The sequence below is a fragment of the Oceanobacillus timonensis genome (genome assembly GCF_900166635.1).
GTDB classification, from domain to species: Bacteria; Bacillota; Bacilli; order Bacillales; family Amphibacillaceae; genus Oceanobacillus; species Oceanobacillus timonensis.
Genome location: NZ_LT800497.1, coordinates 4,404,178 through 4,430,231, shown reverse-complemented (window position 1 = coordinate 4,430,231; position 26,054 = coordinate 4,404,178). Strand labels below are relative to the sequence as shown.

The following is a 26,054-nucleotide window of genomic DNA, read 5'->3' as shown; positions in this document are numbered from 1 at the left end:
ACTTTTATTAACTCACTGGAGGGGTAGAGATATGAGAAAGGGAAGCGGAGTTATTAAAGAAATCTTAAAAGACCATTTTGCTGGATTTTGGGAGTTCCATGCTGATCGTTTTCCGAAAACTTATCGTGAACATATAAAAGAAACGGTAGAAAAAACAATTCGTTGCGGGACACGTGATTTAGGATATGCTCGCTATGAGTGTTTAGGATGTGAAGGGGATCCTTCTCCTAAATTCGTGTGTTTTACTTGTAAAAGCAGACTATGCCACCGTTGTGGGAAAAAGTATACGGATGACTGGTCAGACAAACAACAGGAAATGATATTTAATGTTACGCATCGCCATATGGTCTTTACACTTCCACGAGAGTTAAGAAACATATTTTACAATGACCGAAAAAAATTAAATGAATTAAGTAAACAGGTAGCCGAAGTATTTCAGTACCATAATAAAAAGAAAGGTAAGAAAAGAGGCTTCCGTTCAGGGATTATTACGGTTATTCATACGTTTGGAAGAGATTTAAAGTTTAATCCTCACATACATGCATTGGTGACAGAAGGTGCGTTAGATAATCAAAATGAATGGGTTAATAATGGATATGTTCCTTATGATTTTTTAAGAAAGTCCTGGCAAAAAGTTGTCTTAGATTTGTTGAAGAAGTGGTTTCCTGCAACACCGAAAATCATAGAACTTATTAATGAGTTATATCAAAGGTATCCGAAAGGCTTTTATGTCAATGCAGAGAAGAAAATGAACAATGCCAAGCGTGTAGCCAAGTATATCGGCAGATATTTAGCTCGACCAGCTATCGCCGAATATCGTATTGAATCTTATGATGGGGAAACAGTTCATTACTGGTATGAGGATCATAAAACAGGAAAACGTGTAGATAAAAAGGTTCCAGTGTACAGGTTCTTATTTGAAATATTACAACACATTCCACCAAAGCATTTTCGAATGGTTGGGAGATATGGGCTGTATAGTAGAAGGGCTCATCGTAAAGCGCAACAAATATTGAGTTTATATGCGTTCATGAGAACGAAGCAGATTTCGTTTCTTTTGGAAGCAAAACGTAAGAAAAAAACATACCGTCAACGTATGATAGAATCATTTGAACAGGACCCTTTGGAATGTCCGTGTTGCCGTAAACAGATGGAGCTCATTGGAATATGGCATGCTGACTATGGGTGGATTTATCATTACATGGAGGATGTAGAGAAAGAAAGAAGGAGGAGATACGGAATTGACAAACCCAAAAGAGCCGGATAAATCAGATGAATTTTTTCCAGACTGGCTGGACGAAGAGGATCCTTTTGGCTTAAAAGAAGAAATGAAGATCATATTATTTCAATGTTTAGATTGCCATGGAACCGATGAAGTCCCGGAGTATATCATTGGTGAATTTAGTGTGGATAAAAATAATAGAGATGAAGTAGAACTTCATTGTCCGCATTGTAATGGCACTATGATTGAAGCGAAAAACGTCCCAAGTGATTAGCATCTACTTGGGACGTGATTTAGTCGCGTTAGCGATTTTGTTCTTTTGATAATATAATTTTGACGTTGGTGAGAAAATTCGCTAACGTCTTTTTTTCAGGGTCGTTGTCTGCCCTGCTTCCACTTTGAAAATAAAGAAGAATGAAAACTTTTTAATAGAGAGCAGTAAACGAAGTTATAGTCCTATACAGTGAGGGTGAGCAAACAGATTATGTTCGTGAGGTTGCGGGATGATATTAACTCTGCTCCCGAAAATATTTGTGTGTCGAGAAATCGATACTGAATGAAGTTTCACATTATATATTGTCGAAATAATCATTTAAAGAAGACTGCAATACAATAAAATGAACGATAAAGTTATTTCATTTGAAATATATAGTGATGCCCTAAACAATTTGCATATTCACAAAAAAGAGATGATAATTTAAGCATATGAATAAGCTTACAATAAATAGTAATAGGGAAGGAAGGGAGGAAGCCAGATTGGAACAATTCATCGGAGACAATTTTTCAGTTATCTTATTACGGCTGTTTATTGCTTTACTATTATCCGGCTTAATTGGTTTTGAACGGGAAATTAATAATCATTCAGCCGGGTTTCGTACGCATATACTGGTAGGGGTAGGCTCTTGCTTGATGATGATTTTATCGTTCTTTGGTTTTATTGCTTTTATACATCAATACGACAACGTTCAATTTGATCCTGCTCGTATCCCGTCCTATGTAATCAGTGGTATTGGATTTCTTGGCGCTGGTACCATCATTGTTTATGGAGGAGCTATCAAAGGACTAACCACCGCTGCTTCTATATGGGCTGTAGCAGGAATTGGATTAGTAGTCGGAGCTGGAATGTATAGCGCTGCTATTGTAACTACTCTAATTATTCTAGTCAGTTTAATTTTTTTAAACCAAATCGAATATTTCTTTCCACGTTTCAGATCCAGTAATTTTATTGAGATTATTGCTTCAAAAGATTTTGAAATACATGAAGCAGTAAAGTCAATTGAAGAAAAGCATTTCAGTATTAAACAAGTAGAGATAAAGCAGCTGGAGGGTGATCAGCGTAGAATTCATATATGGACAGATATGAAGAGGGATAATAATTTAGTTTATTTATTTGACGATATATCTAAACAGCAAGGGGTAGTAAATATAACGAAGCGGGATTAAATGATAAAGATGTTCAACTATTTACTTACGTTTGAAGGGGGAATAATCGCAGCCTTGCCAGTTTGAACATGTACTTAAATAACACATGCTTAAATATTTTCATAGATTTTCTATAATTTAGTTTTGATTTTTGGTCTGTTTGTCAAAAATAGAAGTATCATCCATTTGCAACAGAAGAAATTTATATTATAATAAAACCATAGTCAAAGTTAGTCAAAGTCAAAAGGAATAATTTATCAAATAAATTATTTGATTTGAGGTGCAAAGGATGAGTAACATTTCAGATATTATTGAACAATATTTGAAAAAAGTATTACAGGCAGAGGAACAGCAAGCGATTGAGATAAAAAGAAGTGAAATTGCAGATCAGTTTCAATGTGTACCTTCTCAAATAAATTATGTTATTAATACCCGTTTTACAATTGAGAAAGGGTATATCGTCGAAAGTAAGCGCGGAGGCGGAGGGTATATCCGCATCATGCGTGTTCGTCATCAGGATAATTCGGAATTAATCGATGAAATTATTTATTTAATCGGTGATTCGATTCCTCAACGTGCTGCAATAGACATTTTAGACCGCCTGTTAGAGGAGGAACTGCTTACAGCACGTGAAGCTAAATTAATATTAGCTAGTATTGACCGAACGACGTTAGCTTTTCAATTACCACTTAGAGATGAGTTGCGTGCGCGTATCCTTAAATCTGCATTAACAACACTCAAGTATTTGAACGATTAATGACCTAAAAGGGGAGGAATCGTATGGAATGCCAGGAATGCCATGAAAGAAAGGCGACATTGCATTTTAAACATATCATAAATGGGCAGGAGAAAAAAATCAGCCTTTGTGAGATATGTGCAAAGAAAAAAGGATATCTGACTTATCCGGAAGAAGGCTATTCCTTGAATGATCTGTTAGCAGGATTGTTTCAAAAAGATGGGCTACATTTAAACGCTGCAGGAACAGCAAATACGAATCAGCCTAAACAGCCTCCAGATTTAAAATGTCCATCTTGCGGCAGAACGTTTAGCGAATTTAAAGAAGCCGGGAAATTTGGCTGTGCAGATTGCTATGCTTCTTTTGGTTCAAAGGTAGAGCCAATTTTACGGCGTGTACATGCCGGGAATACCAAACACACCGGAAGAATTCCGAAACGTGCTGGGAAGTATATTCAGCAACAACGATTAATTACTTCCCATAAAGCGGAGTTAAAGCAATTGATTGAAGATGAAGAATTTGAAAAAGCAGCTGTTCTTCGCGATAAAATCAGAGAGCTGGAAAAAGCAAATCAACAAAATAAGGAAGCGGGTGATAACACGTGACATTAGAATCGTTTATCAATGAGGCGGTTAGCCCGTGGATGCTGGAGGATGGTCCGGATAAAGATATTGTCATGAGCAGCCGCATCCGTTTGGCCCGCAACTTTGCAGATAAATTGTATCCAACATCGGGGAATAAAGAAGCATTGGAAGATGTGCTGCAATTTATAAAGGAAAATTATGTGGAGCAAGACGATTCCAAGCAGGATTCTCTCTCTTTCATACCAATGAAGCAGTTAAATATGATTGAAAAACATGTTTTGGTGGAAAAACACTTAGTAAGTCCACATTTAATAAAACATAGTGAGTATGCGGCTGTTTTATTATCGGAAAATGAGCAGACTTCCATTATGGTAAATGAAGAGGACCATTTGCGTATGCAGGTGTATTATCCAGGACTTCAGTTAAGGAATGCTCTGGAGAAAGCTTATTATCTAGATGATTGGATGGAAGAAGAAGCCGACTATGCGTTTGATGAGACAAAAGGATATCTGACCAGCTGTCCTACCAATATTGGAACTGGCATGAGAGCTTCCATTATGATGCATTTACCTGCACTTGTACTTACGAAGCAAATGAATCGGCTAATCCCTGCTATCAACCAACTGGGACTTGTTGTCAGAGGTATATATGGGGAAGGCAGTGAGGCAAGAGGGAATATATTTCAAATATCGAATCAGATTACACTGGGTAAGTCGGAAGAAGATATTGTGGAAGACTTGGAAAGTATCGTGAATCAACTTGTGGAACATGAACGCATGGCCCGTCAGTATATTTATGAACAATCCGAGATCCGTTTAGAGGATCGTGTTTTCCGGTCGTATGGAACGCTTAAAAATAGTAGAATTATTGATTCCAAGGAAGCTGCTATCTGTATTTCTAATTTGCGTCTGGGAATTGATTTAGGCATAATAGAAAATATTTCCGAGAATATACTGAATGAATTGATGGTTTTAACACAGCCTGGATTCTTGCAACATTATGCCAATAAAGAACTCCGCTCTGATGAACGTGATATTCGCAGAGCATCTATTATTCGCGAAAGATTAAATTTGAAAAAGTAGGAGGAAAAAACATATGATGTTTGGTCGCTTTACAGAGAGAGCACAAAAGGTACTGGCACTATCTCAAGATGAGGCTGTACGATTAGGCCATAATAATATCGGGACAGAACATATTCTTCTTGGTTTAGTACGTGAAGGAGAAGGTATTGCCGCAAAAGCATTACAGTCTCTTGGTCTAGAGGTAGCTAAAATTCAAGAGGAAGTGGAAAAACTGATTGGTGTTGGCAAACAGCCTTCTCAATCTATTCACTATACCCCGAGAGCGAAAAAGGTTGTTGAATTATCTCAAGATGAGGCAAGAAAATTAGGCCACTCCTACGTGGGTACAGAACATATCCTTTTAGGTTTAATCCGTGAAGGAGAAGGAGTTGCTGCCCGTGTTTTAAATAACCTCGGTGTGAGCTTAAATAAAGCCAGACAGCAAGTTCTTCAGTTGTTGGGGAGCAATGAGTCTCAGGCAGGCAGACAAGGGCGTACAGGACAGCAGACAAACGCAAGCACGCCTACTTTAGATTCGTTAGCCCGTGATTTAACAGTCAGTGCGAAAGAAGGAAAAATTGATCCAGTTATTGGACGTTCTCAGGAAATTGAACGTGTGATTCAAGTATTGAGCCGCCGCACCAAAAATAATCCTGTATTAATTGGAGAACCTGGTGTCGGGAAGACTGCTGTTGCAGAAGGGTTGGCACAGCAGATTATTGATAACGAAGTGCCGGAAACACTCCGGGACAAACGTGTCATGACATTGGATATGGGTACAGTAGTTGCAGGGACAAAGTATCGTGGTGAGTTTGAGGACCGTCTGAAAAAAGTTATGGAAGAGATTCGTCAATCCGGCAATGTTATTTTATTTATTGATGAACTTCATACGCTTATTGGTGCCGGTGGAGCAGAAGGTGCGATTGATGCATCGAATATCCTGAAACCGTCCCTGGCTCGCGGTGACTTGCAATGTATTGGTGCAACGACACTGGATGAATACCGTAAATATATCGAAAAAGATGCCGCGCTGGAACGCCGTTTCCAACCGATTCAAGTGGATGAACCGACATTGGATGAAACCATTCAAATTTTGAAAGGTTTACGGGACCGCTATGAAGCACATCACCGTGTCACTATTACGGATGAAGCCATTGAAGCAGCGGCAACGTTATCAGATCGTTATATTACCGATCGCTTTTTACCGGACAAAGCTATCGATTTAATTGATGAGGCCGGTTCAAAAGTACGCTTAAATTCCTATACGGTTCCGCCAAATTTAAAAGAGCTGGAACAAAAACTGGAAGAAGTAAGAAAAGAAAAAGATGCTGCTGTCCAAAGCCAGGAGTTTGAAAAAGCAGCTTCTTTAAGAGATTCTGAGCAACGCTATCGGGAAAAACTTGAAAAAACAAAGAATGAATGGAAAGAAAAACAAGGACAAACGGATTCGGAAGTGAAGATGGAAGACATTGCTGCCGTGGTATCTATCTGGACAGGAGTTCCTGTTGCTAAGATGACCAAAGATGAGAGCGATCGTTTGTTAAACATGGAAGAAATTCTTCATGATCGTGTCATTGGGCAATCCGAAGCTGTGGATGCAGTGGCTAAAGCAATACGTCGTGCCCGCGCTGGATTAAAAGATCCGAAGCGTCCAATCGGCTCATTCATATTCCTTGGACCAACTGGTATTGGGAAGACAGAACTTGCCCGTGCACTTGCAGAAGTGATGTTTGCTGATGAAGATGCAATGATCCGGATTGATATGTCAGAGTATATGGAAAGACATGCGACGTCCCGTTTAGTGGGATCTCCTCCGGGCTATGTAGGCTATGAAGAAGGCGGCCAATTAACCGAGAAAGTCCGTCGTAAACCATATTCTGTTGTTCTGCTGGATGAAGTGGAAAAAGCACATCCCGAAGTCTTTAATATTCTTTTGCAGGTGCTTGAAGATGGCCGGCTGACTGATTCCAAAGGAAGAGTTGTTGATTTCCGTAATACCGTAATCATCATGACTTCCAATGTTGGTGCAAATGAACTGAGACGTAATAAATATGTTGGTTTCACTTTAGATAATGACCAGAAGAGAGAACATGAAGATATGAAATCAAAAGTGTTGGATGAATTGAAAAAAGCATTTCGTCCAGAATTTTTGAACCGTATTGATGAGACAATTGTGTTCCACTCTTTAGAGAAAAAACACATGAAAGATATTGCATCATTAATGCTGAAACAGCTGCAAAAACGTTTGGAAGAGCAAGAATTAACGCTTTCTCTTACAGATAAGGCAATTGAAAAAATTGCTAATGAAGGCTTTGATCCAGAATATGGAGCTCGTCCGCTTCGACGTTCTATTCAAAATAATATAGAGAATTTATTATCAGAAGAGCTTTTAAAAGGAAACATCGAAAAAGAGCAGAAAGTGAAGATAGGGTTGAATAGCAAAGGAGACTTTGTTGTCCTTTCTTAATACAGGATGTAAGGTGAGAAAGCTAGAAGAATGCGGTTCTTCTAGCTTTCTTTTTTCCCTGAAGATACTTGTGGCATAAGTATGGAAGAGTGTTTTTAAATTTGATGTTTTTCTGTAACCTATGAAATCGAAAAATAGTCTATAATAGAAAATAAGGCTGGTTCAATGTAGAGTGAAGTTTGTCAGGTTGAACGTTGCCTGAAGGAGGTCCTGAAACGTTGGCAAAAAGGAAAACAAAATTTGTCTGTCAAGAATGTGGATATGAATCAGTGAAGTTTATGGGGAAATGTCCAGCTTGCCAGCAATGGAATACAATGGTTGAAGAAGTTGAAGCTACTGCTGTGAAAGGCAGAGCAGGATATATGTCTGACACAGCCTCCTCTCAAAAACCGGAAAAAATTACTTCGATAGAAACAAAAGAGGAACCCCGTATTACGACGAAAATGCGGGAATTTAATCGTGTATTAGGCGGAGGCGTTGTATTAGGGTCGCTGGTTTTAATTGGCGGGGATCCGGGTATTGGAAAGTCAACCCTCTTACTGCAAATATCTGCGCAATTGGCAGAGAAGGAATTGCCGGTTCTTTATGTGTCTGGTGAGGAATCTACACGGCAAACGAAATTACGTGCTGATCGGTTAGATATAAAAACAGATGCATTATATGTTTTATCAGAAACAAAATTAATGGATATCAGCAGACAGATAGAAGAAATCAATCCTTCCTTTGTTGTCGTGGATTCCATTCAAACGATTTTTAAAGAAGAAGTAACCAGTGCTCCCGGCAGTGTGTCTCAGGTTCGAGAGTGTACCATGGAACTGATGAAAATAGCGAAGACCAAGGGAATTCCCATTTTCATTGTCGGTCACGTGACCAAAGAAGGATCGATTGCCGGTCCACGTTTATTGGAGCATATGGTAGATGCAGTATTGTACTTTGAAGGAGAGAGACACCATACTTACCGTATTTTAAGAGGTGTGAAGAACCGTTTTGGAAGTACGAATGAAATGGGGATTTTTGAGATGAAGGAAGAAGGGTTGCGTGAAGTCATGAATCCTTCAGAAATTTTCCTGGAAGAAAGGTCTCAAGGAGCTGCCGGATCAACCGTTGTCGCTTCGATGGAAGGAACCCGCCCCGTTTTAGTAGAGATACAAGCATTGATTTCACCGACAAGCTTCGGGAATCCGCGCAGAACAGCTACAGGAGTGGATCATAATCGTGTCCCGCTTTTGATGGCTGTATTGGAAAAACGTGTTGGAATGATGCTGCAAAATCAGGATGCTTATATTAAAGTAGCTGGCGGCGTGAAGCTGGACGAGCCGGCAATTGATTTAGCGCTGGCGGTCAGTATTGCTTCGAGCTTCCGTGATCATTCAACGAAGCCGGACGATATTTTTATTGGCGAGGTTGGTTTAACAGGTGAAATTCGCAGGGTGTCCCGTATCGAACAACGGGTACAGGAATCTGCAAAACTGGGATTTAAACGGGTTATTTGCCCGACAAATAATTTAGACGGATGGAATTACCCGGAAGGAATTGAAGTAATCGGTGTTTCTAATGTACAGGAAGCTTTAGAGATTGGATTGCGTCAGTAGATTTTTCATGAGAATTGCTAGTAAAAAAGCATATATTCCATGTTTTTGGGTAATACTACTATAATAGTCAGGAGGTGAAAGGAATTGATGAGAAAAGTAGTACACTTATTTTTTATTATATTAGGCGGTACCATGGGGTATCTCTATCTTCCAGTAATCGTCCGGTTATTAAATGTTGCTGAATCAAGCTGGTTAACTTCATCTATATTGGGAATGATTGTTGGAGCTATTATATTTTTTATCTTGTCTTATTTACTAGTAAACTATATTGTAAATTTCTTTCGTTGGGTGGAAGATGGACTGGTAAAAATACCGGCCATGGATTTGTTTTTTGGCAGTATTGGTTTAATTGTCGGTCTCGTTATAGCTTACTTTGTTAATATGCCGTTCCAAGATATGAGTATTCGTGTATTTTCACAGGTTCTGCCGCTTTTTATCATGATTATTCTCGGGTATTTAGGATTCCAAGTCGGTTTTCGCCGGCGTGAGGAATTTATGAATATACTCAAACCGACGAAAAAGGAAAAGCGCCGCAGCAATGAGGAAGAGGATACAGATACGGCCTCTGTGAGGCCAAGCTCGAAAATTTTAGATACAAGTGTCATCATTGATGGACGTATTGCGGATATTTGCCAGACAAACTTTTTAGAAGGAACCATCGTTATTCCACAGTTTGTCCTTGGTGAATTACAGCATATTGCAGATTCATCGGATGCGTTGAAGCGGAACCGGGGCAGACGTGGTTTGGATATCCTGAACCGGATCCAAAAAGAGCTTGCGGTACCGGTAGAAATCTACGAAGGTGATTTTGAAGATATTCCCGAGGTAGACAGCAAACTGATTAAATTAGCAAAAGTCATTGATGGGATTGTCGTTACCAATGATTTTAATTTAAATAAAGTATGTGACTTCCAGGGCGTGTCGGTCTTAAATATTAATGACCTTGCCAATGCCGTGAAGCCGGTTGTTCTGCCGGGTGAAGAGCTGCATGTTCAAGTTATTAAAGACGGGAAAGAACATAATCAGGGTGTTGCCTATTTAGATGATGGCACGATGATCGTTGTGGAAGAAGGCAGGGATTATATCGGCAAAAATATAGAGGTTGTGATTACCAGCGTTCTGCAAACCTCTGCAGGCCGAATGATTTTTGCAAAACCAAAATTACTTGAAAAAGCGTTGTAAAAAGGGTATAACTGATAAAGGATAAAAAAAGTGATAACATGTATATGTTATCACTTTTCGTATAGAGCTTGTTTATAAGGTGAGGGAAAAAACATCTTTGCTGAGAAGGATTCAAAAAATATCATATCTCATTTTTTGAAAGCAAAAAAGCAGGCAGCTATTATCTAAACAATGAAGGAGGCATTTTAAATGAGTAAGGAAGTCCGCGTACGTTATGCACCTAGTCCAACAGGGCATTTGCATATTGGTAACGCCCGTACGGCTTTATTTAATTATTTATATGCAAAACATTTTGATGGAAAATTTATCATCCGCACCGAAGATACAGATGCTAAAAGAAATGTAGAGGGCGGCGAAGAGAGTCAGTTAAAATATTTAAAATGGCTCGGTTTAGAATGGGATGAAGGTGCAGATATCGGCGGAGATTACGGTCCTTACCGTCAGACAGAACGCTTGGATATCTATCAAAAATTTGTAGATGAACTGCTGGAGCGTAATTTGGCTTATAAATGCTATATGACAGAAGAAGAGTTAGAGGCAGAGCGGGAAGAACAGCGTGCGAATGGACAAGTACCAAAATACGCTGGCAAACACAGCAATCTGACAGAAGAAGAAATAAAGACTTTTGAAGCAGAAGGCAGAACACCGAGTATCCGTCTCCGTGTTCCAAAAAACGAAACCTATACATTCCAGGATATTGTCCGTGGAGCAATCACATTTGAATCCAGTGATTTTGGGGATTGGGTAATTGTAAAGAAAAATGGAATCCCTACTTATAATTTTGCTGTAGCGATTGATGATCATTTTATGGAAATTACGGATGTATTGCGGGGAGAAGAGCATATTTCCAACACACCGAAACAAATGATGGTTTTTGATGCGTTTGGATGGACAGCACCGCGTTATGGACATATGACGCTCATTCTGAATGAAGAACGTAAAAAACTGAGTAAACGTGATGAGCATATTCTCCAATTTATCGAGCAATATCGTAATCTAGGTTACTTACCGGAAGCAATGTTTAACTTCATCAGTTTACTTGGATGGTCTCCAGTCGGTGAAGAAGAGATGTTCACACAAGACGAGTTAATTAACATTTTCGATCCGGAACGTTTATCGACTTCTGCTGCGATTTTTGATCAGCATAAATTGAAATGGATGAACAATGAATATATTAAGAAAGCAGATTTACATCGTGTCGTTGATTTAGCATTGCCGCATTTAATTGAAGCTGGAAAACTCCCGGAAGACATGGATGATGAAACGAGGGAATGGGCAGAAAATGTGATTAGCTTGTACCGTGAACAATTGCGCTACGGAGCAGAAATCGTTGAATTGACAGACTTGTTTTTCCAAGAGGATATTACGTATGGAGAAGCAGAATGGGAAGTTTTAGGAGAAGAACAAGTTCCCGAAGTATTACAAGTATTCACAGATAAATTGATTCATTTAGAGTCGTTTGATAAAGATTCCATTAAAGCACAATTTAAAGCAACCCAAAAAGAAACAGGACATCGCGGGAAAAAGCTCTTTATGCCAATCCGTGTTGCGACAACCGGACAAATGCATGGTCCGGAGCTTCCTTTTGCCATTGAGCTGCTTGGAAGAGATGTTGTTGTGAAGCGTCTGGATAAATTATTAAAGGAAATGAATGCTTAGGAGTTCACATTTCCTGCATTATATAATATATTATCCTTATAAGAAATGCCTATGAAAATGAAATATCAATAAAGCGTTGATGGGGTAAAGTAAAGAAGAATATCTTACACAGAGAGAATCACATTTGCTGCGAGTGATTTTAAGATGTCTTTTCGAAGTGCGCCTCAGAGTCTATCATGGAACGAACATAGAGTACATGGTAGCGGTTCTCTGCCGTTAACAGGAGCAAAGTGGGGAAGGATATTTTTCCTGAACAGAGTGGAACCGCGCTAAAAAAGCGTCTCTGTGTTTTCAATAACACAGAGACGCTTTTTTTATAACTGGTAAAAGGAGAGGGGAGCAAATTGGATAGTAATATACTTCCATATTGTAACAAGGATGCTTCCTGATTATTTAAACCAAAGGGGGCTTTATGTAAATGGTCTTTCGAACAATAAAAGAAGATATGGAAGTTGTATTTGAACAGGATCCAGCCGCCCGGACATATTTTGAAGTGATGTTGACATATTCGGGTGTACATGCAATTTGGGCACATCGCCTTGCGCATTGGCTGTATAATAAAAATCTGAAGTTTTTTGCCCGTTTTGTTTCACAATTCGCCCGTTTTATCACTGGTATTGAAATACATCCCGGAGCAAAAATAGGAAGACGGATGTTTATTGATCATGGAATGGGCGTGGTTATCGGAGAAACATGTGAAATAGGCGATAATGTCACCATTTTTCAAGGGGTAACGCTTGGTGGAACAGGGAAGGAACAAGGCAAACGGCATCCAACGATTGAAGACAATGCAATGGTTGCAACAGGAGCCAAAGTACTGGGAGCTATTACAATTGGAGAAAATTCCAAAATTGGCGGAGGTTCTGTTGTATTAAAGGATGTTCCGGCTAATGCTACTGTTGTCGGTGTTCCTGGTCAAGTCGTTGTACAAGATGGAAAACGTCTGAAGAAAGATTTAGATCATCATAAGATTCCGGATCCGGTTGCGGAAACTTGTAAAGATTTACAAGAGCAGATTAAGGAATTGAAAGCAGAAGTGGAGCATTTAAAGAAAGGAAGAATAAACAACCATGACGATTCAAATATATAATACGTTAACGAGGCAGAAAGAAGAATTTAAGCCGATTGAGCCTGGGAAAGTATCCATGTATGTATGCGGCCCGACCGTGTATAATTATATTCATATCGGAAATGCACGTCCGGCAATTGTCTTTGATACGGTCCGTCGATATTTTGAGTATCGAGGGTACGATGTCAACTACGTTCTGAACTTTACCGATGTAGATGATAAAATTATCAAAGCCGCCAAAGAAGCGAAAGAAGAAGTCGGTGCGCTAGCCGATCGTTTTATTGATGCATATTTAGAAGATGTGCAGGCGTTAGGTGTTAAAAAAGCAACCAAAAACCCGCGTGTGATGGATTCCATGCAGGACATCATTGTGTTTATCAAAGAATTAATCGATAAAGGTTATGCCTATGAGGCGGAAGGTGATGTGTACTTCAAACCGCGTTCTTTTGAAGGGTATGGAAAGTTGTCTCACCAATCGATTGACGAGCTGCGCTCAGGTGCACGTATTCAAATTGGCGAGAAAAAGGAAGATCCTTTAGATTTTGCTCTATGGAAACAGGCAAAAGAAGGTGAAATTGCCTGGGATGCTCCTTGGGGGAAAGGTCGCCCGGGCTGGCATATTGAATGCTCCGCGATGGCTAAAAAATATTTGGGAGATACCATTGATATTCATGCCGGGGGACAGGATTTAACGTTTCCGCATCATGAGAATGAAATCGCCCAATCGGAAGCACATAATGATAAAACTTTTGCAAACTATTGGATGCACAACGGCTACATTAATATCGAAAATGAAAAAATGTCGAAATCACTCGGGAATTTTGTGCTGGCACGAGAGTTGATTGAGCAGCATGATCCGAGAGTACTGCGGTTCTTTATGCTTTCTGTTCACTATCGCAATCCGGTTAATTTTACGGAAGAATTATTACAGAGTGCGAAAACAAGTTTAGAACGGATTGAAACAGCTTATCATAATTTAGGGCACCGCCGGCAAACAAGTATGGACTTCAGAGAAGATAACAAAGAATGGTTCGACCGTATTGAGGAACATACAAAGCATTTTGAAGCGGAGATGGATGATGATTTCAATACAGCAAATGCTATTTCCGTCCTATTTGATTTATCCAAAGATGCGAATGTCTATGTCCAGGAGGAGCAAACTGCTACAGAAGTTATTGATGTTTTTCGTGAGCGCCTTGCCTCTATGCTTCGCGTGTTAGGTATTGATATCGAAGTGGAGCAGGAAGAAATGCTGGATGAAACAATTGAAGCACTGATTGCTGAGCGGAACGAGGCACGTAAAAATCGTGATTTTGCCCGTGCGGATGAAATACGCGACCAATTGAAACAAGAACAAATCATCTTAGAAGATACGCCGCAGGGTGTTCGGTGGAAAAGAGGTAAATAATGAAAGCCAGTGATGTCAGGCAAATGAAAAGTCTCGCTCTAGCTTATATCGGCGATGCCATTTATGAAGTATATGTGCGTGAGCTGTTGTTAGAGCGGGGAACCATTAAACCGAATCAACTGCATCAGGCAGCAATTCGATATGTATCCGGTAAAGCACAAGCGAAGGTGGTTCTGCATTGGCTGGAACAGGATGCGTTTTTAACAGAAGAAGAGAGTCGTGTGGTGGTTCGGGGAAGAAATGCTAAATCAGGCAGTACGCCCAAGAATGTGAATGTACAAACTTATCGATATAGTACCGCATTTGAAGCGTTGATTGGCTATCACTATTTATTAAAAAATGAACAAAGACTACAGAAACTAATGACGAAAGCCATTGATTTTTTAGAAGAAGGGAGTGCTTGAAGTGACACAGGAACAGGAATGGATTATGGGAAAGAACCCTGTTATGGAAGCATTAAAATCCGGTCGTTCTGTTCATAAAGTCTGGATATCTGAACAGATGCAGGGGGGAGCTGTGCATAAAATACAACAGCTTGCCCGGGAAGCGGGAGCGGTTGTTCAGAAAGCACCAAGGTCCAAGCTGGATAAAATGCAGGAGGGAAATCATCAGGGAGTGATTGCCTCCGTTGCTTCTTATCCTTACGCATCAATAGATGAACTTTTCGATAAAGCCGAGAAAAAAGAAGAAGATCCTTTTTTTATTATACTGGATGAATTAGAGGATCCGCATAACTTAGGATCTATTTTGCGCACGGCAGATGCAACAGGTGCACATGGTGTGATTATTCCGAAGCACCGTTCTGTTGGTTTAACAGCTACTGTAGCCAAAACAGCGGCAGGAGCATTGGAGCATATTCCCGTTGCCAGAGTGACGAATATTGCCAATACAATCGATGCGTTGAAGGAAAGAAATGTATGGGTTGTCGGGACAGAAGCAAACGCGGATGAAGATTACCGGCAGCTGGACGGAACACTGCCAATCGGAATTGTTATCGGGAATGAAGGCAAAGGAATGAGTCGTCTTGTGCGAAAAAAATGTGACTGGACGGTCAGCTTACCGATGGTTGGACAAGTATCCTCGTTAAATGCATCTGTTGCTTGCAGTTTACTTCTTTATGAAGTGCTCAGAAAACGTCAGCCATTGGAGAGTTCCTAAATGGTTGTATTAATTGTGGATGGCTATAATATTATCGGTGCCTGGCCAGAGCTGCAGCAACTGAAAGAAAAGGATATTGGACAAGCAAGGGACCGGCTGATTGAACTTCTTGCAGAGTATCAGGCATTTACCGGTGACCGTGTTATCGTTGTCTTCGATGCTTACTACGTTCGGGGAATTGAATCAAAAGAAGAACAATCGAAGGTGGAAGTAATTTACACGAACGAAAAAGAAACTGCAGATGAATGTATTGAAAAACTGGTTAAGACCGTGAAGAATATTCAAACACAAGTTTATGTTGCAACGTCGGATTATGCCGAACAACGTACGATTTTTGGGCAAGGCGCTTTACGTAAATCTGCCAGAGAACTGCAAATTGAAATGGATGATATGAATCAGGAGATTCATATCAACCTGGAGGTATATCAAAAAGAAAAGCCAGCTGTGAAAATCCCGATAAATCAAGATTTACTAAAACGTTTTGAAGAGATGCGCAGGGGGAAATAGAATATATAAGAAGTGTTCAAAACAGGAGGAAACGCTTCTCATACCATTATTGGGGAGTTATTCCTGTGCATGATGAGCAATGGAATAACATACTGCGATAAAAATAATTTTAAACATTTTTTAATAAATAATGACAGTCACAAAGGGTGTGTGCAGAAAGCTGTCCCGCCCTGTTTTATAACACCCGGTATGCAGGTAAAAAGGCTTTATTTTTTGCATAAGCGACAAATTACGACAATTCCTGTCATAAAGGGGTCGTTGACGATATTTTGACTGGTCTAGTATAATAGTTCCTATCGTGGAGATATTTGGAGATATCGATTTAGGGGGGATTGTTAGTGAAAGGCGGGCGAATCAATACACGCAGCAGGAAGTTGGACAAACTAGAAGATATTAATTTGCTGGAATTAATCGATAAAGGTGACAGCCATGCGCTGGACCTCCTTATACATCGGTATTTAAATTTTGTACAGATAAAAGCAAGAGCTTATTTTATCATCGGTGCAGATAAGGAAGACATTGTCCAAGAAGGAATGATTGGATTATATAAAGCTATCCGTGATTTTGATTTAAAACAGACGACTCCTTTTAAAGCTTTTGCCGAGCTATGTGTGACGAGGCAAATCATCACAGCAATAAAAACAGCAACAAGACAAAAGCATCTCCCCTTGAATTCTTATATCTCTCTTGATAAGCCAATCTATGATGAAGAATCCGACCGGACATTGCTTGATATCATATCAAGTTCGGAAGGAAGCAATCCTGAGAAAATGCTGATTAACCAAGAAGAATATGGGGCAATGACATTTAAATTATCAGAATTGTTGAGCGGCTTGGAGAAGCAAGTATTACAGCTCTATTTAGACGGCTGCACGTATCAGGAAATTGCCGAGCAGTTAAATCGGCATATAAAATCTATTGATAACGCTTTAGTGCGTGTGAAGCGGAAACTGGAAATATTGCTTGCAGAAAACGGTGTTACGATTTAAAGAGGAAAAGCAAAAATTTTGTTAAAAACCGGACATTGCTATCTTAGCTAAATCGACCTTATACGTATCTTCTGCATACACACGGAAAACATATAAATATACCTGCCGGATTCCTGAAAACAAGCAGGCGATATTGACATTATGACAGCAAAGTGCTATGTTAATATAGTCTATATCCCTGTGTATTGGGGTGGAATTTATGAATAAGAAAATTGTCTTATCATGTGCAGTATGTTCTGGCAGGAACTATTCAACGAACAAAAACGCAGCCAATCAATCAAAAAGACTAGAAGTGAAAAAGTTCTGTAAGCATTGCAAAACACATACACTGCACCGTGAGACGAAATAGATATAGGTTGATGGACAGATTCGCGTAAGTTCGGGGGGATACAGTTAAGATGTTTAAGTTCTTAAAGAATGTTTCAAATGAAATGAAGAAAGTAAGCTGGCCAAAAGGAAAAGAACTAAGAAACTATACTTTTGTAGTTATTTCTACAGTAATCTTTATGGCAGTATTCTTTTTCGTTGTTGATTTAGGTCTATCAGAAATTTTAAATGCATTTTTTGAATAGTTCCGTTATAATGCAGGTATAATGAAAAGAAGAAAAGTCAGCGAAAGCCCGGTTTATGCGGGTTTTTTAAATTGGGAAAGAAAAAGTGAAAATGTATGCTTGCAGACTGGGAAAAGTGACGTGTCATCTCTTAAGTCCGGTGCTCGGAGCAAGACATTCAAAACAGCTCATAAAGAGGAGGGACAGGGCAATCTATTGTCCGATACAAAATGGAAAAGAATTGGTATGTGGTTCACACGTATTCCGGTTATGAAAACAAAGTGAAAATGAACCTTGAAAAAAGGGTAGAATCCATGGGTATGGAAGATAAGATTTTTCGTGTGATTGTTCCGGAAGATGAAGAAGCAGAAATTAAAAATGGCAAGAAGAAAATGGTGAAGAAAAAATCTTTTCCGGGCTATGTACTAACAGAAATGGTGATGACCGATGATTCATGGTATGTTGTGCGTAATACACCTGGAGTTACCGGGTTTGTCGGTTCCAGTGGACATGGTGCCAAACCGACGCCGATATTGCCAGATGAAGTAGAGGTTGTGCTGAAAAGAATGGGCGTCAATGAGCCAGCAGTACAAGTTGATTTTGACGTGAAAGAAAGTGTACGTGTCACCGACGGCCCGTTTTCCGATTTTACAGGAACAATTGAACAAATTGATACGGATAAACAAAAATTGAAAGTGCATGTGAATATGTTTGGGAGAGAAACACCAGTTGAACTGGACTTTTCCCAAGTGGACAAACTCACGTAAGTTTTGCTGTTGAAAATGAGCCGGTGATAGAAGCGGAAACAGACCGAGTTTTATAAGGCGGCTGTTCTATTTGATAATTAAATCATCAAAAAGCGGTAGACTCCATGATTTTCAAGAATCGGGGGCTTGCTTTTTTTTTGAATTTATGCTAAGATTTTTTTGTTATTCTCGTTCTTAACTAGAAAAAGAGCAAGAAATTGAGTGGGAGGGTAAATAAAATAAGAGACCCTATTACCACATCACGGACTTTAAGGAGGTGTGTCTCGTGGCTAAAAAAGTAATCAAGTTAGTAAAACTGCAAATTCCTGCGGGGAAAGCTAATCCAGCACCACCAGTTGGGCCGGCTCTAGGTCAAGCAGGTGTTAACATTATGGGATTCTGTAAAGAATTTAACGCTCGAACACAAGAACAAGCAGGTTTAATTATTCCTGTTGAAATCACAGTATTCGAGGACCGTTCATTTACATTTATTACAAAGACTCCACCAGCAGCCGTGCTACTTAAAAAAGCAGCTGGAATCGAGTCTGGTTCAGGCGAACCGAACAGATCAAAAGTCGCTGCTGTTAAACGCGACCAAGTACAAGAAATCGCTGAAACAAAAATGCCAGATTTAAATGCTGCAGATGTTGATGCGGCTGTTCGTATGGTTGAAGGTACTGCGCGCAGTATGGGAATCACAATCGAAGACTAATCGGTAATTCCGTAGACGAAATGGAAAGGTTGCGGTTGTTTGTACCCGCAGCCTTATTCATGAGAGTGATGAATGAATAGATGATTCACGTGTCAGACAAGAGAATTTCTCTTGTCCCGTGGGAGGTACAACCGTTATAACCACAAAAGAGGAGGATATAATAAATATGGCTAAATATGGTAAGAAACATCAAGAAGCTTTAAAGCAGATTGATCGTGCAAAAGCATATGAAATTAAAGAAGCTGTAGAACTTGCAAAAAAGACTGCAAAAGCAAACTTTGATGAAACAGTTGAAGCTGCATTCCGTCTCGGCGTAGACCCTAAGAAAGCAGATCAACAAATCCGCGGAGCAATGGTTTTACCGCATGGTACTGGTAAAACACAACGCGTTTTAGTATTTGCAAAAGGCGATAAAGCAAAAGAAGCAGAAGCTGCAGGAGCAGATTATGTTGGAGAAGAAGATTACATCAATAAAATTAACCAAGGCTGGTTTGAATTTGATGTCATTGTTGCTACTCCGGATATGATGGCTCAAGTAGGTAAATTAGGTCGTGTTTTAGGACCAAAAGGTTTAATGCCAAACCCTAAAACAGGAACGGTAACTTTTGAAGTGGAAAAAGCTGTTCAAGACGTTAAAGCTGGTAAAGTAGAATATCGTGTTGATAAATCTGCTAACATTCACGTTCCAATCGGAAAAATTTCTTTTGACGATGAAAAATTAGTAGATAACTTCGCTGCACTAGCTGATCAGCTAGTAAAAATTAAACCACAGGCTTCTAAAGGTACTTACCTTAAAAATGCTTCCATTACATCTACAATGGGACCAGGAATCAAAGTAGATGTTTCAAGTTTCCGTTAATTAGCAGTTGACTTTTAAGCCAACTTTCGATATACTAATTTTCGGTTTCATAAAATCGAATGTTATACCGTAGACAGCAGGGGCTCGTACAAGAGTTTAATCTTCCTGCCGAGGTGTTTATTTTATAGAGCGGCAAACCGTTTTGCTGGTCTGAAGTAAGCTCTCATGTCTACATGAGAGCTTTTTTATAGTGTGTGTTCAACAAGAAATGGACATCCCCTTATAGAAAAGCACGTCCGAACGGTGTAAACAGAATGATTGTTATTAGGAGGTGGAAAGATGTCAGGGATTATTGAACAAAAGAAACAATTAGTAGAGGAAATTGCCGACAAGTTCCGTAATTGCCAAACTGCAGTCGTAGTTGACTATCGCGGACTTGATGTTTCAGAGGTCACTGAACTCCGTAAACAGCTTCGCGAAGCAGGTGTTGAATTCAAAGTATATAAGAATACAATGGTTCGTCGTGCTATCGAATCTGTTGAGCTGAATGAACTCAGTGAAGTATTGACCGGACCTAACGCCATCGCATTTAGTGAAGACGTGGTTGCTCCGGCAAGAATCTTGAATAACTTCAGTAAAGAGCATGAAGCTTTGGAACTTAAAGGTGGAATCATCGAAGGCAATGTGGCTTCGCTTGATCAAATTAAAGAGCTTGCAGACCTGCCAAACTACGAAGGTATGGTATCTATGCTGCTTAGCGTACTTCAAGCTCCAGTTCGTAACTTGGCTTATGCTACAAAAGCTGTTGCTGAGCAAAAAGAAGAGCAAGGTGCTTAATACACCGCGTGTTTTAATAAAAAACAAACTTATATCAGGAGGAATTTAATCATGACAAACGAAGAAATGATTAGTGCAATCAAAGAAATGACTGTACTTGAATTAAACGATTTAGTAAAAGCAATCGAAGAAGAATTCGGCGTAACAGCTGCTGCTCCAGTTGCTGCTGCAGGTGCTGCTGCGGGCGGTGCTGCTGAAGAAGAACAAACTGAATTTGACGTTGTTCTTAACGATGCTGGCGCATCTAAAATCAAAGTTGTTAAAGCAGTTCGCGAAATCACTGGTCTTGGCTTGAAAGATGCGAAAGACTTAGTAGATAACGCTCCTAAACCAATTAAAGAAGCTGTATCGAAAGAAGATGCAGATGAAGTGAAAGAAAAACTTGAAGAAGCAGGCGCTACTGTAGAAGTTAAATAATTTAACGCATATAAAAAGAGCTCGTCGTATTTCAGACGGGCTCTTTTATCACGAAACCAAAAACCACTTTGTTACTAGAAAAAGTTCAAGTTGATATACGAGAATGTTTTTTAGTTTGACAAGTGGTCTTTTTTTCTAATAAAGTATTTTCTTAATTCATGTAAAGTGGGTGCTAATCCATATGACAGATCATTATTATTCGAAACAGCCTCAGGCGGAATCAATACCTCGACACTGGTCTTTTGAGCTGCGTGGCAGGATGTTTCAGTTTACTAGTGATGTTGGAGTTTTCTCAAAAAATGAAGTGGACTTTGGGTCCAGGCTGCTGATTGAGGCTTTTCAGGAACCTGAGGTTAATGGTTCGATATTAGATGTAGGCTGTGGTTATGGGCCTATTGGCTTGTCTTTGGCCTCCAGTTTTCCGGACAGGTGTGTTTGCATGGTTGATGTGAATGAACGTGCTGTCGAATTGGCTCAAAAAAACGCAGAAATAAATAAGGTCTCCAATACAACCATTTTTCAAAGCGATTTGTATGAGCAGTTACACGAAAAAATGTTTGCCTCTATTGTGACGAATCCACCGATACGCGCCGGTAAAAAAATAGTACATGCTATATTGGAAGAGGCGTATCATTATCTGGAGAATCACGGCGAGTTGTGGGTGGTTATTCAAAAAAAACAGGGAGCTCCGTCTGCAAAAGACAAAATAGAAGCGGTGTTTGGTAATGTGGAAATCGTAACGAAGAAAAAAGGTTATTTTATATTGCGAGCAAAAAAGTTTGACTAACAATTAGGCATGTGCTAAGATTGGAAGATGCTAAGATTAGGGTACGTTTGCCTGGCGTTTTTCTGCAAGGAAACGTATAAAATCTTTATAGATGGGAAAAGCTTGTAGAATCGGGAAAAACAAAGGTTCGACAATTTGCTTTTCTATAGTTTATCAAAATTCTCTCATCTGCACAATCTAAAATCACAATATCCTTTGAATAACTGATTTTTTCAATGAACAAAGGAACAGTGGTAAAGCTTGTGGATGGTAGGATAATGAGTTTATAGTTTTATTTTTTAAAGAACAGATGATGAATTATTCAGACGTTCTTTTAAATATGAGTTACATTTTGTAGAGCAACTACTAAAATGGATGATTTAAGGGGTGAAGCAGTTGACAGGTCAACTAGTTCAGTATGGACGGCACCGCCAACGCAGGAGCTATGCACGTATTAATGAAGTGTTAGAATTACCTAACCTGATTGAAATCCAAACCGCTTCTTATGAATGGTTTTTGGAAGAAGGTTTAAGAGAGATGTTCCAGGATATCTCTCCAATTGAAGATTTCACAGGAAATCTATCACTTGAATTTGTGGATTATAGTTTGGGGGATACAAAATATCCCGTAGACGAAGCAAAAGAAAGAGACGTGACATATAATGCTCCCCTCCGCGTGAAGGTTCGTTTAATTAATAATGAAACCGGAGAAGTAAAGGAACAAGAAGTTTTTATGGGTGACTTCCCATTAATGACCGATACGGGAACATTTATTATCAATGGGGCAGAACGCGTTATTGTATCACAACTTGTGCGTTCACCGAGCGTTTATTACAACGAAAAAATTGATAAAAATGGAAAACGCGGTATTACGACAACAGTTATTCCAAACCGCGGGGCATGGTTAGAATTTGAAACAGATGCGAAAGATGTTGCTTATGTCCGTATTGACCGTACTCGTAAGTTACCAATTACCGTTCTGTTAAGAGCATTAGGATTTGGTACAGATCAAGAAATTGTTGATCTGCTGGGCGAGAACGAATATTTACGAAACACACTAGAAAAAGATAATACAGAGAATGCTGAGAAAGCTCTTTTAGAAATCTATGAACGCCTGCGACCTGGTGAGCCGCCGACAGTAGATAATGCAAAGAGTCTATTAGTATCCCGTTTCTTTGATCCAAAACGCTATGATTTAGCGCATGTGGGTCGGTATAAAATGAATAAAAAACTCCATATCAAGAATCGTTTATTCAACCAAGTGCTTGCTGAGCCTGTTGTAGATTCAGAGACCGGAGAAGTTATTGCGAATAAAGGCGATCGTCTGGAAAGAAAATTATTAGATAAAATTCTTCCGTATCTGGAGCGTGAAGAAGAACGTTTCGGTGATAAAACTTACACACCGCATGATGGTGTGTTAGAAGAAGACATTACCGTGCAATCTGTAAAAATTCTTGATCCGACAGATCCAAACGGAGAACGTGAACTGACAGTCATCGGTAACGGTGAAATAACAAAAGAGATTAAAAATATCACTCCAGCTGATATTTTGTCTTCGATCAGTTACTTCTTTAACCTGCTTCATGAAGTGGGGGATACAGATGATATTGACCACTTGGGCAACCGTCGTCTGCGTTCTGTTGGTGAGTTGCTGCAAAACCAATTCCGTATCGGATTATCCCGTATGGAACGTGTTGTTCGCGAAAGAATGTCTATCCAGGACACTTCCAGCGTAACTCCACAGCAATTAATCAATATCCGTCCGGTGATTGCATCGATTAAAGAGTTCTTTGGCAGCTCGCAGCTGTCCCAGTTCATGGATCAGACCAACCCATTAGGTGAATTAACGCATAAACGCCGTTTATCAGCACTTGGACCGGGTGGTTTAACACGTGAACGTGCCGGATTTGAAGTACGTGATGTTCACTATTCCCACTATGGTCGTATGTGTCCGATTGAGACACCAGAGGGACCAAACATTGGTTTGATTAACTCGCTATCCAGTTATGCAAAAGTAAACGAGTTTGGTTTTATTGAATCACCATATCGTCGTGTTGACCCTGAAACTGGAAGAGTAACAGATACGATCGATTACCTGACAGCAGATGAACAAGATAATTATATTGTTGCACAGGCCAACTCGCATTTGGATGATGATAACTTCTTTGTTAATGAGGAAGTAATCGCTCGTTTCCGTGAAGATAACATTATTGTATCTCGCGACAGAATCGATTATATGGACGTATCACCAAAACAGGTTGTTTCCGCTGCGACAGCATGTATTCCATTCTTGGAAAATGACGACTCCAACCGGGCATTGATGGGAGCAAACATGCAGCGTCAAGCAGTTCCTTTGATGAATCCAAAGGCACCAGTTGTTGGAACCGGTATGGAATACGTTAACGGGAAAGATTCCGGAGCTGCTGTTATCTGTCGTCATGATGGATATGTTGAGCGTGTAGAAGCCAAAACTGTTTTTATCCGTCGCGTATCTGAAGTAGACGGTAAACAGGTAGAAGGCGATTTGGATCGTTATGGATTGCAAAAATATCAACGTTCCAACCAGGGAACTTGTTATAATCAACGTCCGATTGTTGCAGAGGGAGACCGAGTAACAAAAGGCGAAGTTCTTGCTGATGGTCCTTCGATGGAAGACGGCGAACTGGCATTAGGCCAAAACGTGCTCGTAGGCTTCATGACCTGGGAAGGTTATAACTATGAAGATGCGATTATTATGAGTGAACGTCTTGTAAAAGATGATGTCTATACTTCCATTCATATTGAAGAATTTGAATCGGAATCTCGTGATACCAAGCTTGGACCGGAAGAAATCACAAGAGATATTCCTAACGTCGGGGAAGATGCACTTAAGAACCTTGATGAACAAGGAATCATCCGTGTTGGTGCAGAAGTAACAGACAGCGATATTCTTGTTGGGAAAGTTACACCGAAAGGAATGACGGAGCTTTCTGCAGAAGAACGTCTATTACATGCGATTTTCGGTGAGAAAGCACGTGAAGTAAGAGATACTTCCTTGCGTGTTCCTCACGGTGGCGATGGAATCGTCTTAGATGTAAAAATCTTTAACCGTGAAGATGGCGACGAGTTACCACCGGGTGTGAACCAGCTTGTTCGTGTATATATCGTTCAGAAACGTAAAATTCACGAAGGAGATAAAATGGCTGGACGTCATGGTAACAAAGGGGTTATCTCCAAAATCTTACCGGAAGAGGATATGCCGTTCTTACCGGATGGTACACCAATCGACATCATGTTGAACCCATTAGGGGTACCGTCACGTATGAATATCGGACAGGTGTTTGAGCTGCATTTAGGAATGGCTGCAAGACAGCTTGGCCTGCACGTAGCAAGTCCGGTATTTGACGGAGCAACAGAAGATGACGTTTGGGAAACACTTGAAGAAGCAGGCATGCCGCGGGATGCGAAGACGGTTCTTTATGACGGACGTACAGGAGAAGCCTTTGACAACCGTATATCTGTAGGTGTTGCGTATATGATTAAACTTGCGCATATGGTTGACGATAAATTGCACGCCCGTTCAACTGGACCATACTCTCTCGTAACGCAACAACCGCTCGGCGGTAAAGCACAGTTCGGCGGACAGCGTTTTGGTGAGATGGAGGTTTGGGCACTTGAAGCTTACGGTGCTGCATATACGCTTCAAGAAATCTTAACTGTTAAATCAGATGATACAGTTGGACGCGTGAAGACGTATGAATCTATCGTAAAAGGTGACAATGCTCCGGAAGCAGGTGTACCTGAATCATTTAAAGTACTCATCAAAGAGCTTCAAAGCCTTGGTATGGATGTGAAGATGCTCTCAAGTACAGAAGATGAAATCGATATGCGTGAGTTGGAAGAAGAAGAAGGCCAGACATCAACGAAACTCAACATTGAAGTGGAAGAAGAACCACTAAATCAATAAAAATAAGTGCAGCAATGGTTCCCTTCCACGCGATGGACTCGGAGCCGGGACTGGAATTCCAATTACTCGTCTCACCGAAAACATTGGTGGTGACACTTCGGCAGAACCATTCTGCACTTTCTATAAAACGCAACTTGATTCAGGGAATGTATTTCAAGTTGCGTTCATTAAGAGATGAAGTGACCGTTTTTCCCAAACCTTATTTATATTTTCCTTCTATAAGGA

At 40.0% G+C, this 26,054-nt stretch carries 25 protein-coding genes and 2 other annotated features; all 25 genes read left to right on the top strand.

The genetic code is table 11. From position 1 onward, the window contains the following. Positions 1-31: 31 nt before the first annotated feature. The 25 genes from B7E05_RS21825 (at position 32) to rpoB (ending at position 25,829) form a co-directional block, all read left to right on the top strand. The gene (locus B7E05_RS21825) at positions 32-1,267 is read left to right on the top strand and encodes an IS91 family transposase (protein ID WP_080872281.1); all 1,236 of its coding nucleotides are present in this window, start codon (positions 32-34) and stop codon (positions 1,265-1,267) included. Next, positions 1,242-1,496 (top strand): hypothetical protein, encoded by a 255-nt coding sequence (locus B7E05_RS21820; protein WP_245832918.1) that lies wholly within the window; start codon positions 1,242-1,244, stop codon positions 1,494-1,496. Before B7E05_RS21825 ends, B7E05_RS21820 begins: the two co-directional genes overlap by 26 nt. A gap of 431 nt (positions 1,497-1,927) precedes the next feature. Then, the gene (locus B7E05_RS21815) at positions 1,928-2,665 is read left to right on the top strand and encodes an MgtC/SapB family protein (RefSeq protein WP_080876168.1); all 738 of its coding nucleotides are present in this window, start codon (positions 1,928-1,930) and stop codon (positions 2,663-2,665) included. 268 nt (positions 2,666-2,933) lie between these two features. Then, the gene (locus B7E05_RS21810; protein WP_080876167.1) at positions 2,934-3,401 is read left to right on the top strand and encodes a CtsR family transcriptional regulator; all 468 of its coding nucleotides are present in this window, start codon (positions 2,934-2,936) and stop codon (positions 3,399-3,401) included. 23 nt (positions 3,402-3,424) lie between these two features. Continuing rightward, entirely contained in the window at positions 3,425-3,985 is a 561-nt protein-coding gene (gene mcsA / locus B7E05_RS21805; protein ID WP_080876166.1) for a protein-arginine kinase activator protein McsA, read from the top strand. Then, positions 3,982-5,046 (top strand): protein-arginine kinase McsB, encoded by a 1,065-nt coding sequence (mcsB, locus tag B7E05_RS21800; RefSeq protein ID WP_080876165.1) that lies wholly within the window; start codon positions 3,982-3,984, stop codon positions 5,044-5,046. The genes mcsA and mcsB overlap by 4 nt, the downstream gene beginning before the upstream one ends. 13 nt (positions 5,047-5,059) lie before the next feature. Beyond that, the gene (gene clpC, locus B7E05_RS21795; protein ID WP_080876164.1) at positions 5,060-7,492 is read left to right on the top strand and encodes an ATP-dependent protease ATP-binding subunit ClpC; all 2,433 of its coding nucleotides are present in this window, start codon (positions 5,060-5,062) and stop codon (positions 7,490-7,492) included. A gap of 218 nt (positions 7,493-7,710) precedes the next feature. Beyond that, a complete protein-coding gene (gene radA, locus B7E05_RS21790) occupies positions 7,711-9,084 on the top strand; it encodes a DNA repair protein RadA (protein WP_080876163.1) in 1,374 nt (457 codons plus the stop codon). A gap of 84 nt (positions 9,085-9,168) precedes the next feature. Next, a complete protein-coding gene (locus tag B7E05_RS21785; RefSeq protein WP_080876162.1) occupies positions 9,169-10,266 on the top strand; it encodes a PIN/TRAM domain-containing protein in 1,098 nt (365 codons plus the stop codon). A gap of 189 nt (positions 10,267-10,455) precedes the next feature. After that, complete coding sequence (gene gltX / locus B7E05_RS21780; protein ID WP_080876161.1) at positions 10,456-11,925, top strand: glutamate--tRNA ligase; 1,470 nt, start codon at positions 10,456-10,458, stop codon at positions 11,923-11,925. A gap of 67 nt (positions 11,926-11,992) precedes the next feature. Further along, positions 11,993-12,213: a binding site (T-box leader), on the top strand. Positions 12,214-12,343: 130 nt separating this feature from the next. Further along, positions 12,344-13,015, top strand: coding sequence for a serine O-acetyltransferase (gene cysE, locus B7E05_RS21775; RefSeq protein WP_080876160.1), 672 nt, complete (start codon positions 12,344-12,346; stop codon positions 13,013-13,015). Beyond that, positions 12,996-14,402, top strand: a complete 1,407-nt coding sequence (cysS, locus tag B7E05_RS21770) for a cysteine--tRNA ligase (protein ID WP_080876159.1) — start codon at positions 12,996-12,998, stop codon at positions 14,400-14,402. The genes cysE and cysS overlap by 20 nt, the downstream gene beginning before the upstream one ends. After that, positions 14,402-14,806 (top strand): Mini-ribonuclease 3, encoded by a 405-nt coding sequence (locus B7E05_RS21765; RefSeq protein ID WP_080876158.1) that lies wholly within the window; start codon positions 14,402-14,404, stop codon positions 14,804-14,806. Before cysS ends, B7E05_RS21765 begins: the two co-directional genes overlap by 1 nt. A gap of 25 nt (positions 14,807-14,831) precedes the next feature. Further along, entirely contained in the window at positions 14,832-15,560 is a 729-nt protein-coding gene (rlmB, locus tag B7E05_RS21760; protein WP_080876401.1) for a 23S rRNA (guanosine(2251)-2'-O)-methyltransferase RlmB, read from the top strand. After that, positions 15,561-16,067, top strand: coding sequence for an NYN domain-containing protein (locus B7E05_RS21755; protein ID WP_080876157.1), 507 nt, complete (start codon positions 15,561-15,563; stop codon positions 16,065-16,067). It abuts the gene before it with no gap. Between the two features lie 338 nt (positions 16,068-16,405). Beyond that, complete coding sequence (gene sigH, locus B7E05_RS21750; RefSeq protein WP_143833282.1) at positions 16,406-17,056, top strand: RNA polymerase sporulation sigma factor SigH; 651 nt, start codon at positions 16,406-16,408, stop codon at positions 17,054-17,056. A 199-nt stretch (positions 17,057-17,255) separates the two neighbouring features. Further along, positions 17,256-17,405, top strand: a complete 150-nt coding sequence (rpmG, locus tag B7E05_RS21745; RefSeq protein ID WP_080876155.1) for a 50S ribosomal protein L33 — start codon at positions 17,256-17,258, stop codon at positions 17,403-17,405. Positions 17,406-17,454: 49 nt separating this feature from the next. After that, positions 17,455-17,628, top strand: a complete 174-nt coding sequence (gene secE, locus B7E05_RS21740) for a preprotein translocase subunit SecE (protein ID WP_080876154.1) — start codon at positions 17,455-17,457, stop codon at positions 17,626-17,628. 209 nt (positions 17,629-17,837) lie between these two features. Then, positions 17,838-18,374 carry a transcription termination/antitermination protein NusG gene (nusG, locus tag B7E05_RS21735; RefSeq protein ID WP_080876153.1) on the top strand — a complete coding sequence of 179 codons (537 nt, stop codon included), beginning with the start codon at positions 17,838-17,840 and terminating at the stop codon, positions 18,372-18,374. A 265-nt stretch (positions 18,375-18,639) separates the two neighbouring features. Beyond that, positions 18,640-19,065 (top strand): 50S ribosomal protein L11, encoded by a 426-nt coding sequence (gene rplK, locus B7E05_RS21730; RefSeq protein WP_143833281.1) that lies wholly within the window; start codon positions 18,640-18,642, stop codon positions 19,063-19,065. 166 nt (positions 19,066-19,231) lie between these two features. Further along, a complete protein-coding gene (gene rplA / locus B7E05_RS21725) occupies positions 19,232-19,924 on the top strand; it encodes a 50S ribosomal protein L1 (RefSeq protein ID WP_080876151.1) in 693 nt (230 codons plus the stop codon). Positions 19,925-19,973: 49 nt separating this feature from the next. Further along, positions 19,974-20,120: a sequence feature (ribosomal protein L10 leader region), on the top strand. Positions 20,121-20,203: 83 nt separating this feature from the next. Beyond that, positions 20,204-20,701 carry a 50S ribosomal protein L10 gene (rplJ, locus tag B7E05_RS21720; RefSeq protein WP_080876150.1) on the top strand — a complete coding sequence of 166 codons (498 nt, stop codon included), beginning with the start codon at positions 20,204-20,206 and terminating at the stop codon, positions 20,699-20,701. 51 nt (positions 20,702-20,752) lie between these two features. Further along, a complete protein-coding gene (gene rplL / locus B7E05_RS21715) occupies positions 20,753-21,118 on the top strand; it encodes a 50S ribosomal protein L7/L12 (RefSeq protein ID WP_080876149.1) in 366 nt (121 codons plus the stop codon). A 181-nt stretch (positions 21,119-21,299) separates the two neighbouring features. After that, positions 21,300-21,905, top strand: coding sequence for a class I SAM-dependent methyltransferase (locus tag B7E05_RS21710; protein ID WP_080876148.1), 606 nt, complete (start codon positions 21,300-21,302; stop codon positions 21,903-21,905). Between the two features lie 375 nt (positions 21,906-22,280). Then, the gene (rpoB, locus tag B7E05_RS21705) at positions 22,281-25,829 is read left to right on the top strand and encodes a DNA-directed RNA polymerase subunit beta (protein WP_080876147.1); all 3,549 of its coding nucleotides are present in this window, start codon (positions 22,281-22,283) and stop codon (positions 25,827-25,829) included. Positions 25,830-26,054: the final 225 nt, after the last annotated feature.

Excerpts from the sequence above, each read along its gene's own strand:
- B7E05_RS21825 (WP_080872281.1), top strand. The coding sequence starts at position 32 with ATGAGAAAGGGAAGCGGAGTTATTAAAGAAATCTTAAAAGACCATTTT.
- rplA (WP_080876151.1), top strand. The coding sequence starts at position 19,232 with ATGGCTAAATATGGTAAGAAACATCAAGAAGCTTTAAAGCAGATTGAT.
- secE (WP_080876154.1), top strand. The coding sequence starts at position 17,455 with ATGTTTAAGTTCTTAAAGAATGTTTCAAATGAAATGAAGAAAGTAAGC.
- rlmB (WP_080876401.1), top strand. The coding sequence starts at position 14,832 with ATGGGAAAGAACCCTGTTATGGAAGCATTAAAATCCGGTCGTTCTGTT.
- cysS (WP_080876159.1), top strand. The coding sequence starts at position 12,996 with ATGACGATTCAAATATATAATACGTTAACGAGGCAGAAAGAAGAATTT.
- B7E05_RS21710 (WP_080876148.1), top strand. The coding sequence starts at position 21,300 with ATGACAGATCATTATTATTCGAAACAGCCTCAGGCGGAATCAATACCT.
- B7E05_RS21815 (WP_080876168.1), top strand. The coding sequence starts at position 1,928 with ATGAATAAGCTTACAATAAATAGTAATAGGGAAGGAAGGGAGGAAGCC.
- B7E05_RS21755 (WP_080876157.1), top strand. The coding sequence starts at position 15,561 with ATGGTTGTATTAATTGTGGATGGCTATAATATTATCGGTGCCTGGCCA.
- nusG (WP_080876153.1), top strand. The coding sequence starts at position 17,838 with ATGGAAAAGAATTGGTATGTGGTTCACACGTATTCCGGTTATGAAAAC.
- rpmG (WP_080876155.1), top strand. The coding sequence starts at position 17,256 with ATGAATAAGAAAATTGTCTTATCATGTGCAGTATGTTCTGGCAGGAAC.
- mcsA (WP_080876166.1), top strand. The coding sequence starts at position 3,425 with ATGGAATGCCAGGAATGCCATGAAAGAAAGGCGACATTGCATTTTAAA.
- gltX (WP_080876161.1), top strand. The coding sequence starts at position 10,456 with ATGAGTAAGGAAGTCCGCGTACGTTATGCACCTAGTCCAACAGGGCAT.
- rplL (WP_080876149.1), top strand. The coding sequence starts at position 20,753 with ATGACAAACGAAGAAATGATTAGTGCAATCAAAGAAATGACTGTACTT.
- B7E05_RS21765 (WP_080876158.1), top strand. The coding sequence starts at position 14,402 with ATGAAAGCCAGTGATGTCAGGCAAATGAAAAGTCTCGCTCTAGCTTAT.
- cysE (WP_080876160.1), top strand. The coding sequence starts at position 12,344 with ATGGTCTTTCGAACAATAAAAGAAGATATGGAAGTTGTATTTGAACAG.
- B7E05_RS21810 (WP_080876167.1), top strand. The coding sequence starts at position 2,934 with ATGAGTAACATTTCAGATATTATTGAACAATATTTGAAAAAAGTATTA.
- rplJ (WP_080876150.1), top strand. The coding sequence starts at position 20,204 with ATGTCAGGGATTATTGAACAAAAGAAACAATTAGTAGAGGAAATTGCC.
- clpC (WP_080876164.1), top strand. The coding sequence starts at position 5,060 with ATGATGTTTGGTCGCTTTACAGAGAGAGCACAAAAGGTACTGGCACTA.